Annotated in this window: 14 protein-coding genes; all 14 read right to left on the reverse strand. The window is 36.5% G+C overall.

Annotated features, from left to right (window positions below):
• Positions 1-71: 71 nt before the first annotated feature.
• Positions 72-1385: a hypothetical protein gene (locus APF76_05535; protein KUO52496.1), complete on the reverse strand. Its 1314-nt coding sequence runs from the start codon at positions 1383-1385 to the stop codon at positions 72-74.
• Between the two features lie 14 nt (positions 1386-1399).
• Positions 1400-2278 (reverse strand): ATPase, encoded by an 879-nt coding sequence (locus APF76_05540; protein ID KUO52497.1) that lies wholly within the window; start codon positions 2276-2278, stop codon positions 1400-1402.
• A gap of 806 nt (positions 2279-3084) precedes the next feature.
• On the reverse strand, positions 3085-3465 hold the full coding sequence (locus tag APF76_05545; protein KUO52498.1) for a Fur family transcriptional regulator: 381 nt from the start codon (positions 3463-3465) through the stop codon (positions 3085-3087).
• Positions 3466-3531: 66 nt separating this feature from the next.
• Positions 3532-3894: a hypothetical protein gene (locus APF76_05550; GenBank protein ID KUO52499.1), complete on the reverse strand. Its 363-nt coding sequence runs from the start codon at positions 3892-3894 to the stop codon at positions 3532-3534.
• Between the two features lie 170 nt (positions 3895-4064).
• The gene (locus APF76_05555; GenBank protein ID KUO52500.1) at positions 4065-4523 is read right to left on the reverse strand and encodes a hypothetical protein; all 459 of its coding nucleotides are present in this window, start codon (positions 4521-4523) and stop codon (positions 4065-4067) included.
• 77 nt (positions 4524-4600) lie between these two features.
• Positions 4601-5611, reverse strand: a complete 1011-nt coding sequence (locus APF76_05560; protein ID KUO52501.1) for a hypothetical protein — start codon at positions 5609-5611, stop codon at positions 4601-4603.
• A gap of 74 nt (positions 5612-5685) precedes the next feature.
• The gene (locus APF76_05565) at positions 5686-6450 is read right to left on the reverse strand and encodes a hypothetical protein (protein ID KUO52502.1); all 765 of its coding nucleotides are present in this window, start codon (positions 6448-6450) and stop codon (positions 5686-5688) included.
• Between the two features lie 273 nt (positions 6451-6723).
• The gene (locus APF76_05570) at positions 6724-7563 is read right to left on the reverse strand and encodes a hydrogenase (protein ID KUO52503.1); all 840 of its coding nucleotides are present in this window, start codon (positions 7561-7563) and stop codon (positions 6724-6726) included.
• Complete coding sequence (locus tag APF76_05575) at positions 7532-8560, reverse strand: hypothetical protein (GenBank protein ID KUO52504.1); 1029 nt, start codon at positions 8558-8560, stop codon at positions 7532-7534. The genes APF76_05570 and APF76_05575 overlap by 32 nt, the downstream gene beginning before the upstream one ends.
• Before the next feature lie 15 nt (positions 8561-8575).
• Complete coding sequence (locus APF76_05580) at positions 8576-9445, reverse strand: 4Fe-4S ferredoxin (protein ID KUO52505.1); 870 nt, start codon at positions 9443-9445, stop codon at positions 8576-8578.
• A complete protein-coding gene (locus tag APF76_05585) occupies positions 9442-9882 on the reverse strand; it encodes a heterodisulfide reductase subunit MvhD (GenBank protein ID KUO52506.1) in 441 nt (146 codons plus the stop codon). The genes APF76_05580 and APF76_05585 overlap by 4 nt, the downstream gene beginning before the upstream one ends.
• Complete coding sequence (locus APF76_05590; GenBank protein KUO52507.1) at positions 9873-11858, reverse strand: disulfide reductase; 1986 nt, start codon at positions 11856-11858, stop codon at positions 9873-9875. The genes APF76_05585 and APF76_05590 overlap by 10 nt, the downstream gene beginning before the upstream one ends.
• Entirely contained in the window at positions 11855-12760 is a 906-nt protein-coding gene (locus APF76_05595; protein ID KUO52508.1) for a heterodisulfide reductase subunit B, read from the reverse strand. Before APF76_05595 ends, APF76_05590 begins: the two co-directional genes overlap by 4 nt.
• Entirely contained in the window at positions 12760-13338 is a 579-nt protein-coding gene (locus APF76_05600) for a heterodisulfide reductase subunit C (GenBank protein ID KUO52509.1), read from the reverse strand. Before APF76_05600 ends, APF76_05595 begins: the two co-directional genes overlap by 1 nt.
• Positions 13339-13364: the final 26 nt, after the last annotated feature.

Consider the following 13364-nt stretch of genomic DNA (forward strand, 5'->3'; position numbering starts at 1 on the left):
CCACGAAAACTACACAATTAAGCTTATTACACAGACTGTCTCCTGTCAATATCTAATTACTGGTGAAATATCTAAATAATTTGTGTGTTAATTAACCTTTCCAAATGCTTTAAAGTATTGCATGGAAACATCTGAGTATAGTCCTGAAATAGTTTTACTGATGTATGATTTTCCCACTGATTGACAGGCATCGGATTGAGCCATAAGATCTTTCTTGCCCTATTAGATATTTTGATCAATTCAGCTGTTGTATCTGTTATCTTGATGGTTTTAGTATCACTTACAATAATAACTACAGTTTTTTGTGTAAGAAGATGATTGTAGTTACCTTGAATTGATTTTAAAGCAAAATGTATATCTGTACCTTCACCCCAGATAGGACTTTTCTCAATTATTCCTTCTAATTCTGTCAAATCAGAGTTCTTTATTTGCTTTAATGAAAGCTTTTCAATTTTTTCTGAAAAAATGAATGTATCTATTTTCTTTACTGCCTCTGCTAAATAATGTAAAAATTGAATAATAAAAGCAGAATACCTTATCATTGATCCAGAGACGTCCACAATCAGTAGAATGGATGGCTTTTGGATTCTCCTTTTACGATATTTTAAATGTAACGGTACACCACCAAACCCAATATTGCTTCTGATCGTTTTCCTAATATCAATAAGTTTAGCCTTTCTAGATAGTGAATATCTCCTAGATATTTTAGTAGCAAATCTTTTCGCAAGTTTTTTTAATAGACGCTTAGCTTCTTCTAATTCCTGGGCATTTAAATCCTTTAAGTCCTTACCAGGAACATACCCTTGTTCCATAAGTTGCATATGAGTATTATATAAATATTGGTCAATCTCAGGGTCCCCAGTAAACTCCACTTCCATAGTATTAGTTTGGATTTGTTTTCTCCAGTATTTTAGATGACTCTTTACTAAATCCTCAATAACAGGCCTAAACTTCTCTGGATTCATGTGTTTCCCATGGGTACTTTCTTCTAAGAATTTTTTTATTTTATCTTGTTGTTCTCTAGCAAGTTTGGCGTAAAAAACCTTATCCTCCTCAGAAATGTTAATGGGAGTTTCATTATATACCAGATCTTCCTCTGCCTTTTGTTTGGACTTCTCCTGAATGTTTTGGAAGTTCTGCCATCTATCTGACATTTCTTCCATTTCTTCTAGATTTGCAAAAAAGCTTTTAAATGCCATTTTGAAAATAAGAATATCCTGCTCCTTTTTAACTACTGTAGCCTGCATAAGCCACATCAATTCATTTTTATCTCCTATATTGATGTATTCAATGGATCGAAAAAAATCTTCCATTTCTGAATAGCTGATTTTAAGTCCCATTTTTCGAAGCAATAGTAAAAATTTATATAAATTCTGTACAAGCATCTGAATCATCCTTATTATTTAGACGTATGCAGGATTTTTTCTGTTCCAATCTTCTCCTTGAAATTTACTATGTCTTCCTGGTCTTTAAACAATATATTAAGGGTTTTATCCATGGTATCCTCGGTAACCTCTTCACTATTCAATAATTTTAAAGTATTTGCCCAATCGAGGGTCTCCGATATAGAGGGTAGTTTTTTAGCCTCGAACTGTGTCCTAATTGCATAAACAGTACTTGAAACTTGGAGCGCTAATTTATCAGTTATTCCTGGTACTTTTGCTTTAATTATAGAAAACTCCTTATCAATAGATGGAAAATCAATGTGTAGAAACACACATCTTCTTTTTAATCCATCTGACAGCTCTCTTTCAGCATTACTTGTAAGAACTACTATAGGTTTATGCTCAGCTTTGATAGTTCCAAGCTCAGGTATGGATACCTGGAAATCGGATAATAATTCAAAAAGAAATGCTTCAAATTCTTCATCAGTTTTATCTATTTCATCAATGAGCAGAACAGTCTTTCTTGGTAAGCTTATGGCTTTTAGAAGAGGTCTTTCAAGCAAGAAATCTTTAGAAAATAAGTCCTGGTTTATAGTACATTCTCCTGAATCATTTCTTGATATTTGTATTTGTAAAAGCTGTTTTTGATAGTTCCATTCATAGAGTGCTTTCTGCTCATCAAGACCTTCGTAACATTGAAGTCTAATTAAATCCGTATCAAAAACACTTGCCAACACTTTAGCAAGCTCAGTCTTTCCAACCCCCGGGGCTCCAGTAACAAGTAGAGGCTTTTCAAGCTTGAGAGCTATAAATACAGATAGAACCAGGTTGCCGTCAGTTATATAACCTTCTGCCTCCATGGCCCTCCTAAGATTAATCAAATTCAATTCCATGTAGTGCCCCCCCATGTTTTTATCAATATATCACCTATTATAACATAAAGTGAAACTTCTATCAGTGGATTTATACTGATAGTTAGCTGAACCAATCAGGAATTTAACATCCGTTATGAATTTACGGATGGTAGATGCGCACAGGTAAAACTTCCAGTCTGTATTGCTCTCAATTCTGTCCTTAAACTTAAAACAAAACTTGGCTTCCGCCAGTAGTTCTAGCATTGTGTCTTTTGCAATGCGTAGAAATACCAGTACTATAGTGCGCCAAGTCCTTAGACGCAGGTGGAAGCCTTAGTCTTTGTGAATACTATCTACCTTGTTTGAACTTATACTTCTGATAGTAAAAAAAAGGCGATAATCCGCCCTTTAAAGTATTACAGAAATCCTCTTGGCTTTTACCAGTACCCCCATTGAGACCTTTGAAATTTTGCATAACAATCTCTGCACAATGACTTGGTAATCCATAATTCCTGTACAGTATTGAGTTTATTTTTTCTATATGTTCTCCCACATTTTTGACAACTCGATATTTCAGTTATTTTAGCCATCTTCAACCCTCGCTTAAAATGTGAAATTACTGTATGTTTTATATATAGCATTACCTAAGCAAGGTTTATTTAATACACTATTATTCTTTATCCAAGATATTCTATATGGGTTAAGACCCCCACTTCTCTTAAGGAAAGGAGACACACCTGTGAGTAGAACCAGGAATGTCCCCAATATGGCTATAAGTGGGCTTTAAATCAGGTGGAGTAGAGTATCCATCTGATCCCCCGATGTTCAGCTTTGGCTGATCGAGTTCACTTACAATAAGAGCAAATTCCATAGAACTCCAGTCTGTGGGATTCAACATCGACATTCAGCGCATTCTCTACATCATTCTTGGAAATATTAAAGTTCAACTCTAGATCTATAACCTTTCCACACTTTTTGCAAACAAAATGATAATGGTTATCTGCTACTCCATCATATCTACTGTACGTACTACCATAACTTAATTCCATTATTTCTCCCATATCCTTTAAAAGCTTCAAATTACGATATATTGTACCTAGGCTTATATCAGGTAATTCCCTTTTTGCCTGCTCATATATCCAGTCAGCTGTAGGATGACTATTAGTACTACGTATTACCTCGAGTATTATTTTTTTTTGTTTTGTCTTTCTCTTTCCTGCAACTATAATGTAACCTCACCTACTCTTAATAATAAGTACTATTAGTATATAAAGCTGATTTCTAAATGTCAATTAATTCACATTTTTATTTATCTGTTCTAGAGAAAACCATTCGCTTACCGCATCACCAATGATTTTTTGAATATCACTCATCATTCTGGATAATCTGTATTCTGCATTTAGATAGTCATTAATCCTGGAGTTCATACTAAGAAGTTCATATAGCCTTTCAGTTTGTTTAATATATTCTTCATCAATTTCTTCTCCAGAAATTTGTGCCATTTGAATCTCTAACTGCTTTCTCCTAAAGTCCTGAAGCATTTGCACATTCTCTTGGTCTTGTTCTAAAGTAAACTTAGCTTTTATAAACACTTTATATTCATCTGACTGTGAAAGTAATTTTGCTAATTCATGCGCTTTATCATATGCTAACATTCCAATGTGCTACCTCCTTGTAAAATACATTTAAAAACTCATTCTACCATGTCTAAATTATGATATTCTTGATGTCATTTAGAAAATCCTCCAGGTAAATAAAAAAAGTAACTCCAAAAGTTTTTTTATAGAGTTACTTAGTCTTTTTTACTACAACATGTAAGCTATAATTATTCTTTCAATTGTACGAGCATTTCCACTTCAACAGGAGCATCGATTGGAAGTTCACATACACCAATGGCGACTCTTGCATGTTCTCCAGATTCATCAAATATTTCACCCAATAAATCCGAAGCTCCATTTATAACCTTTGACTGTTGGATAAAGCCAGAAGAGCTATTGACATAGCCTGTAATCTTTACTATTCGTTCTATATCATCTAGGGTATCCACTTGTCCTTTTATAACACTCAAACAATTCAAACAGCATATCTTAGCAGCCTCATAGGCCTCTTCTTCAGTTAAGTTAGTACCAACCTTCCCCCTATATTTCAAAACCCCATCTACAATTGGTAGTTGTCCTGAAGTGTAAACCATATTCCCGATTTTTACTGCAGGAATATAAGCTGCCACAGGTTTAGGTGGTTTAGGAATTATAATTCCTAAACTTTTTAATCTTTCTTCATACATGGTTGTTGTACCTCCATAATCAATCTTCCATAATATTATGCTTTCATATATGGAAACTTATACAAGATACTATGATTTTAAAAAAATACTCTGTTTACAACCAAGTAGAGAAAAATAAAGTAAAAAATCCCATTAAACATTAGCATGTAAACTGTAATGTAGCCTTTTTTCTTTAGATGATACAACAAGAGTAATGCGGATGTTAATGCCAGAACAACACTTATTACTGCTTTGATGCTTAAGTTCCATGGCGTCAGAGTAATACCTAAGGCGGGTATTAATGAACTTTGGAAAACCATGGCTCCTGTAATATTACCCATTGCTAAAGTATCTTTACCCTGCGAAATCCAAATAATACTGTTAAACTTTTCAGGAAGTTCCGTAGCTATAGGTGCAATTATTAACGCTAACACGAAGCCCGGCATACCGAAAAGAAGTGACAGCTTTTCAATTTCATTAACAAAAAATTTTGCGCCTATAATTATTAAACATAATGCTACAAACACCTGTAACAAGATATTGATTAAGGAAGGGTTATTAGGACATTTCCTATCAAAAAAGCAAGGATTAATGTTATGTGAGTTTCCTAGAGGCGCACCACTACTTATTGTAATAAATACATATATAAAATACATAACAACTAAAACACCTGCTATTGTCATCTTGACTGTATGATTAGGTATGAAGGCTGCAAGTAGAGCTACGGTATAAAGGATTACAAAAAAACTTAGATCTCGTTCTAGTATACTAGGATTAATATTCATGCGGGGAAAATGAACTCTCTTTCTCTTATAAACCAGTCCTGCCGCCCCAGCCATGAAAAGAGCCAAGGTAGACAACATGAAAGGTGCTCCTAGAATAGCTCCTATCCCTATTTCCTTGCCTATCTCTTCTGCACCATAAAAAATTGCAATTATTGGTATCATTGTTTCTGGCAATGCTGTACCTACAGCTGCTAAAACACTACCTACAGCACCTTCAGCAAGCTTCAGTCTCTTTCCCAGCCATTCTATTCCATTAGTAAAAACTTGTGCTCCCAACAAAATAATCCCCAGACTAAATATGAGTATTCCAAAATTCTGAAACATAAATCCCCACCTCAGAACTAATGTATTGAAATGATACATTCTATGCTATTGGTGGGGGAAATATTAAGAATTGATTAGATAGGAAGTTCATGCATTATGCCTTTATTAAATCCGGCAATCCATTTAACTCCTAAATCTTTTAGAATCCTCCTAATCATGTCATTATTTCTACCCACATCCTCAAATCTGTGTGCATCTGAGGATATGGTTAAAGGTATGTTTTTCTCTACAGCTAATTTAATAATATCTAGAGATGGATAGAACTCCTTTACAGGCTTATAGAGACCTGCTGTGTTTATTTCCATAACCATTTCTTGATTCTTTATTTCATCTAAAACGGGATTTGCAAGCTTTAAAGCCTTTTGGGCATCTATCCTATAATTAAATATTTTCACCAAATCTAAATGTCCAGCAATATTAAATAAGCCAGTTTCAATACAACCAAGTAAGGTTTCATAATATTTAATATAAAAATTTTCTGTAGTCCAGTTTTCGTACTCCTTAATATAATCTAGATGATCAAAATTCCAGTTTCCCAAAAAATGTACTGACCCTATGGTATAATCAAAATTGTTACTGTGGATTACCTGCCTTATTTTTTCAACCTGATCGGGAAAATACTCAAATTCCAAGCCTACTCTGATTTTAATATTGGAATATTCTCTGCGCAGCTCTTTATAATTATCCATATCTATATCACTTAAATGCCAATCATGATCAGCAAAGCCTATCTCCATCAAACCTAATTCAACTGCTTTTTCAATAAATGGTTTTATTTCATTTTTGGTATGTTTTCTATCCCCGTGACCAACAGCATGGATGTGGTAATCTACAGTCAATGTGCTGCCTCCCTTCTACCCTATAAATACACATATAAGAAAATGGTATAATGGAGCGAACCATTAATTGAATTTTTTGCAATTGTTGGTTTATGGAGACAAAAAAGACGTTATGATTTGCTTGTTTGAGCGAAGCGAGTTTGCAAAGCATAGGCTTTTTGCCGGAATAAACCTTAGAATTGCTAAAATTCAATTTACCGGGTGAGCGAAATTATACCAAATTTCTAAAGTACAAATAAACGGCCCCTTAAAGAGACCGTTCAGATTGGACTTTTAATACTCGTTAGGCATTTTATTCATTTGTGCCAGGGTAAATACAGGCCCGTCAAGACATACATAGCAGCTACCTATATTACAACGACCACATTTTCCTACCCCACACTTCATTCTCATTTCTAATGTAGTTACAATGTCTTCATCATTATAACCCATTTTTGCAAGAGACTGAAGCACAAACTTGATCATGATTGGAGGGCCACAGGTAATATTAATCTTTCCTTCAGGTGATGGATTTAGTTTTTCCAAAAATGCAGGAACAAAACCAACATTTCCTTTCCATTCATCATCACCCTTATCAACTGTTACGTCAACTTGAAAATCCCTTTGTTTAGGCCAATACTCAAACAGATCATCTTTAAAACACAAATCCGCAGGCGTACGTGCACCATATACTACATGAAGCTTTCCAAAATCATCCCTATTATCCACACAGTAATTAATGAGTGAACGTAAAGGTGCCAACCCTATCCCACCCCCGATAAATAGGAGATCTTTTCCTTTCATCATGTCAATAGGAAAACCATTACCATAGGGTCCCCTAACTGCTAGTTTTTGACCAACTTCAATTTCGTGAAGGGCATCTGTTAGCATACCAACCCTTTTAATGGCAAATTCAAGGTGGCCCTCACCCTGGGAAGTGACTGAAAACATTGCCTCCCCAACATTTAACATTGATAACATACCAAGTTGTCCTGGCATTGGTGCAAATGGTTTGCCATTTGCAGACGTTACATGAAATGTCTTTACATCAGGAGTTTCATCAATTATTTTAGTTACCTCACAAACTATTGGATATAATGGATTAACCGACTCTGTCCATGTCTTGTTGATCATTTATATCCACCTCCTTCAATTGGGAGATTATATCTGTAATATCTACGTTTACCGGACATTTGCTAATACAGCGTCCACAGCCCACACAAGCAATTTTTCCATATCTTTCGGGAAATTGCTGCAGCTTGTGCAAAAATCTATTCCTAAATCTTTCTTTTCTAGTAGGCCTAGGATTATGACCACCAGCCATTAATGTATAGTCAGGAAACATACATGAATCCCAACAACGTGTCTTGAATCCCGTTCCACAAGATCTGCTGTGACTGTTAATATCAAAGCAGTGGCAGGTTGGACACAGGTAGGTGCATGCTCCACAGCCAATACATTTTTCATAAGCACTATCCCAGATAGGGTGCTCAAACATTGCTGCAAGTTTATCTGCAAGTCCCTCAGTATCAGCCTTGAGAATAAATTCCTGTTTCTCTGGCAACTTAATATCATTTTCCTCAGTTAATGAAGCAATTGTCTCAAGAAGGGCTTCGCCTTTTTGTGTTTGGGCAACAAAGCCAAAGTTTTCCCCGTCTTGGTACATTGCAATATCTGCACCTTCAGCCTTTTGATAATCGATACCCATTGATTCACAAAAACAAGTCCTACAAGGTTTGCCGCAAAGGTATGAAACTATCACCGCGTTATCCTTTTTCGCCTTGTAATATGGATCAATATAACCCCTAGTTAAAAACAAGTCATCAAGCATTTCCAAACTCTTCAAATCACAAGGTCTAATACCAAAAACTACTAGTTCTTCATTTATAGGTGTAGCCTCAATAATCTCCATGTTGTCTTTTTCCACTTTGTATTCATAAAGCTCCTCAGTCTGGGGAAAGAAAACACTTTTTACAGGAATATCGGAATTTTTATCCAATTTTACAACCTTTCCTTCTTCCCACTTTATAAAAGAAGTGATATTACCTTCTTCTATTGGAGCCATCACAGCGTGACTTTTGCTCCACTCATTTAAAACATCCGCCAGCTTCTGCTTGTTGATTGATTTCATGTCCAGACACCCCCTTTACATAAACTCTTCTGGATCTTCATATTTAAAGTCTCCCAGAGGCGACTTCTGATCTAACTCAACCCCTGCTTCATATGACCCAAATAGGTCCTCAATATCCTTTGCAATTCTCTTGTTTAATTTCATAATCGGAAGTCCAACAGGACAAACTCTCTCACATTCTCCACACTCAACACATCGCCCAGCAATATGATATGCTCTGATTAGTGAGTAGGTTGCATTTTCTGTTTCATCAACCCTTCTTTCAATCCATTGCTGGGACTGATCAACAAAGATACATTGACGACAATTACACGCAGGACAGATTCTTTGACAAGCATAGCATCTGATGCATTTATCATATTCCTTGGTCCATGAGTCCCATCTGTCACCAATAGCTTTTTCTAGGTCCTCCTGTAATACCTTATATCTATCCTCAGGATTTTTTGGTTGAACCTCTTCACCTATCATAACATCATAAACAATCGGGTTGGGATGTGTACAACCATCACACTTGGCAGAGTCAACCAACTCACCATTTTCATTTAATTCCTTCATTCCACTACAGGGAACCCCAATAAGATAAACCTTATCTCTAGTAAACTGTTTATCCTGGATAAGCCTAACTATTCCCCTAGAATCACAACCCTTTACAAATAAAGCAATTTTACCACTATGGGTTTTATAATGGAGCATATAAGAACTCAAGCTATTAACACAAAACTCGTTAATAATAAGCTTTTCTACATCTTCTGGCTTTTTCATAAATAGTGGTGCAGTTTTATCTTCAAAGGTACCCTTTTCCCAACCTAGTACCAGATTAACTTCTTTTTTCTCCAATAATTCCTTGGCAACTTCTTTAGCTTTATCAGTTAGTTTGTTCATCATCGGATATCCCTCAACTTCCTGTTAGGTCCTAGAGCCTTGATTTCCTCAGAAAGCTTTATAGCATTTTCAGCAAATTTCTGCCCTTCAGATCCAGAAATCCACCTCACCTGAAATCTTTCTGGTTCTATTCCCACATATTCAAGTAGTCTTTTAAAGACAAGCATCCTTCTTCTAGCATAATAGTTGCCTGTTGCATAATGACAGTCACCTGGGTGACAACCAGCCACTAGTACCCCGTCTGCTCCCTTTTGGAAAGCCCTAATTACCATGTGGGGGTTAACTCTACCAGAGCATGGAACCCTGATAATTCTCAAGTTGGCAGGATACTGGAACCTACTAGTGCCAGCCAAATCAGCACCTGCATAGCTACACCAATTACAACAAAAACTTACTATTTTCGGAGTCCATTCTGCTTGTTGTTTTTGTTCTATTGACATGCGGCATCCACCTCCGCTAAAATCTGTTGATTTGTAAATCCTTTCAGGTTAATTGCACCTGAACGACAAGCGACAGTACAGGGTCCACAACCCTGACATAATCCCTCATTAACATTTGCTACTTTTCTCTCAATTTCTCCACCATGAACGCGCTCCTTAATTGTGATTAACTCAATTGCCTTGTATGGGCAAACAGGAATACACAATCCACATCCTGAACAGATACTTTCATCAACAGAGCTAATCAATGGGTTTGTCGCCATTTTATCTTTAGAAAATAGTGCCCCTACCTTTGCAGCAGCTGCAGTTGCCTGGGATACCGTCTCTGGAATATCCTTTGGTCCTTGACAAGCTCCTGCTAGGAAAACACCAGCTGTATTTGTTTCTATGGGTCTTAGCTTTGGATGGGCCTCTGTAAAGAAACCATCTTTATCATATGAAAAACCAACATTTTGAGCTATAGCTGCGGAATCCTTGACAGCAGCGGCGGCCGTAGCCAAAATAACCATGTCTGCTTTTACTTCCACAGGTCTTCCAAGTAAAGTGTCTTCTCCCTTTACTATAAGCTTTTTGCCTTCTTGATAAATCTTAGAAACCTGTCCACGAATATAGTTGGCACCGTAACTTTCTTTGGCCCTCATATAAAATTCATCATACAGTTTACCAGGTGTCCTAACATCCATATAGAAAATATACACGTTAGCATCAGGATTTTTCTCCATTATTTGCGTGGCATGTTTTGCGCTATACATACAGCATATCTTGGAGCAATAAGTTTTTCCTTTTTCCGTGCTTCTTGAACCAACACATTTTATCATGACTATATCCTGAGGAGTTTCTCCATCAGATGGTCTTTTAATCTTGCCCATAGTTGGGCCAGATGCGTTTACAAGCCTTTCAAACTGTAAGCCATCTATTACATCAGGGTATTTTCCATATCCATATTCTCCAAAATCCTTTTTCCAATTATATAATTCATAGCCAGTAGCCATTACAATGGCACCAAATCTTTCTGTAACCAGCTCATCTTTATCTTCAAAGTTAATTGCATCTGTAGGACATACCTTAGCACAAACCCCACATTTATTTTCCGTAAGCATTCTACAGTTTTCTGCATCTATCACAGGTTTATTTGGCACAGCTTGTGGGAAAGGTTTATAAATGCAAGGTCTTTTACCCATCCCATAATCAAATTCAGATACAACCTTTTTAGGACATTTGTTTTCACAGATTCCACAACCTGTACATTTAACCATATCCACATAACGAGCTTTTTTGCGAATGGTTACGTCAAAGTTTCCTACATATCCACCTACTGTTTCAAGTTCTGAAAGGGTATATAGTTTTATATTTGGATGCTGTGAAGCATCAACCATTTTAGGTGTACAAATACAAGCTGAACAATCCATTGTAGGGAAGGTTTTATCAAGGATTGCCATTTTACCACCAATAGTTGCTTCTCTTTCAAGAACTACTACTTCATATCCCATATCTGCCACATCAATAGCCGTCTGCATACCTGCAATGCCTCCACCTATTACTAAACATCTTTTTTCAACAGGTATTTCTCCAGGAAAGAGAGCCACAGTCTTATTAACCTTGGCTACTGCTTTCCTTACAAGATCGATAGACTTTACTGTAGCACCTTCCTTATCTTTTGAGTGAACCCATGAACAATGCTCTCTGAGGTTTGCCATTTCTAAATAATATGGATTTAAACCGGCATTTACTAAAGTTTTTCTAAAGGTTGGTTCATGAAGTCTCGGCGAACACGAAGCAATTACAACTCTATTAAGCTTGTGTTCTTTTACTGCCTTAACAACTACATCCTGTCCTGGTTCAGAACACATATACTGATAATCTGTTGCATATACTACTCCTGGCATTTCTTTAGCGATCTCTGCTACTTTCTTCACGTCGACTACAGAAGCAATGTTAGAACCACAATGACATACGAAAACTCCTATACGCTTCAAGCCTTCTCCCTCCTTGTATCTGGATGCCTGAAAATATCTTTTTCTTCTAATAGTTTCATTGGATCCACAAAGTGTTTGTTTATAAATAATTCTTTGGCCGAATAGCCAATTGCAAGTCCCATAAGCTGGGTGAAATAAAAGACAGGCAACTCATAGGTTTCATTGTGTAATTGACTTGCCTCTTTTTGTCTCATATCTAAATTCAAAAAGCAAAGGGGACATGCAGTCAAAATACAATTAGCACCATTTAATTTAGCATTTTTAAGAATATCTCTAATCATTGGAATACCGACACTAGGTTTAGCAGTTGAGTGGCCTGCTCCACAACATTCTACTTTATAACTCCAATCTACTGGTTCCCCGCCTAATGCCTCAACTAAATTATCCATTGTCATTGGATCTTCTACATCATCAAAACACATAGTTTTTGGTGGTCTTACTAATAGACATCCATAGTAAGAAGCCACCTTTAATCCTGTTAAAGGTCTAGTTACAGCCTCTTTAATCTTGTCAAGACCCACATCATTAACAAGTACGTCCAAAAGTGGTTTTACTTCGTATTTCGCTTCATACTCCATACCAATAACTTCACTTATGGTTTGTTTCATTTCTTTAGATTCTCTAACTTCCACTTGCGCCGCCTTCATTCTGTTGAAACATGCAGCACATGGAACAGCCACATCAAGTCCTTGCTTTTCCGATAACGCAAGGCTTCTGGCAGGTAGCGCTATTGACAAAAGGTGACTTGTATTGTGGGCAGCTGAAGCACCACAGCAATTCCAATCATCTATTTCTTCTAATTGTACGCCTAAATGCTTTGCAACTGCTTTGGCAGATTGATTGTATTCAACACCGGTAGAATTTAGAGAACAACCGGGGTAATAAGCATATTTTAAAGTCATTAGATGTGACCCCCTTCTTCCTTCTCCCTAACTCTTTCAAATAGCCTCTGGATTTCTAAAGGATTTTTTACTTTATGCGGAAAAGGACTAATTTTCCCATCCAAGAACAATTTAGGTGCTAAGGTTGCATCCTTAAATGGCTGCATTGACATAAGATTGTACATGACAATCAAACCCATTTCATGTACTCTTCCATTACTTTTCACAGATTTTAAAAACAGATCATTAAAATAGTTAATGTTTTTTTCTGGGACAATTCCCTTTTTCTTAGCTAAGATTCTTACTGCTTCCATTACTCGTGGAATATCAACACCTCTAGGGCACCTAGCATAACACGTTTCACAAGTAGCACAAATCCAAACACTTTTACTTTCTAAAGCCTCTTCAGCTAAGCCCACTTGTAACAATCTAAGAATCTTCCTTGGAGGATTGTCCATAGCAAAGGCTACTGGACAACCAGCCGTACATTTACCACATTGATAACACTTTTTTACCTGTTCCCCACTAAGTTCCTCTATTTGTTTTTTAATAGGGGCGCTATCATTTAATTGGTAGCTAATGTCAAATTCCTCCAACATCCTTCCTCCTCTCCCATGCTTAAAGC

Origin of the sequence: Desulfitibacter sp. BRH_c19, from assembly GCA_001515945.1 — a bacterium.
Classification (GTDB): Bacteria; Bacillota; DSM-16504; order Desulfitibacterales; family Desulfitibacteraceae; genus Desulfitibacter.

Bases quoted from the DNA above. Each gene is read 5' to 3' on its own strand.
- APF76_05535 (KUO52496.1), bottom strand. From the start codon at position 1,385: ATGCTTGTACAGAATTTATATAAATTTTTACTATTGCTTCGAAAAATG.
- APF76_05540 (KUO52497.1), bottom strand. From the start codon at position 2,278: ATGGAATTGAATTTGATTAATCTTAGGAGGGCCATGGAGGCAGAAGGT.
- APF76_05550 (KUO52499.1), bottom strand. From the start codon at position 3,894: ATGTTAGCATATGATAAAGCGCATGAATTAGCAAAATTACTTTCACAG.
- APF76_05555 (KUO52500.1), bottom strand. From the start codon at position 4,523: ATGTATGAAGAAAGATTAAAAAGTTTAGGAATTATAATTCCTAAACCA.
- APF76_05560 (KUO52501.1), bottom strand. From the start codon at position 5,611: ATGTTTCAGAATTTTGGAATACTCATATTTAGTCTGGGGATTATTTTG.
- APF76_05570 (KUO52503.1), bottom strand. From the start codon at position 7,563: ATGATCAACAAGACATGGACAGAGTCGGTTAATCCATTATATCCAATA.
- APF76_05575 (KUO52504.1), bottom strand. From the start codon at position 8,560: ATGAAATCAATCAACAAGCAGAAGCTGGCGGATGTTTTAAATGAGTGG.
- APF76_05580 (KUO52505.1), bottom strand. From the start codon at position 9,445: ATGATGAACAAACTAACTGATAAAGCTAAAGAAGTTGCCAAGGAATTA.
- APF76_05585 (KUO52506.1), bottom strand. From the start codon at position 9,882: ATGTCAATAGAACAAAAACAACAAGCAGAATGGACTCCGAAAATAGTA.
- APF76_05595 (KUO52508.1), bottom strand. From the start codon at position 12,760: ATGACTTTAAAATATGCTTATTACCCCGGTTGTTCTCTAAATTCTACC.
- APF76_05600 (KUO52509.1), bottom strand. From the start codon at position 13,338: ATGTTGGAGGAATTTGACATTAGCTACCAATTAAATGATAGCGCCCCT.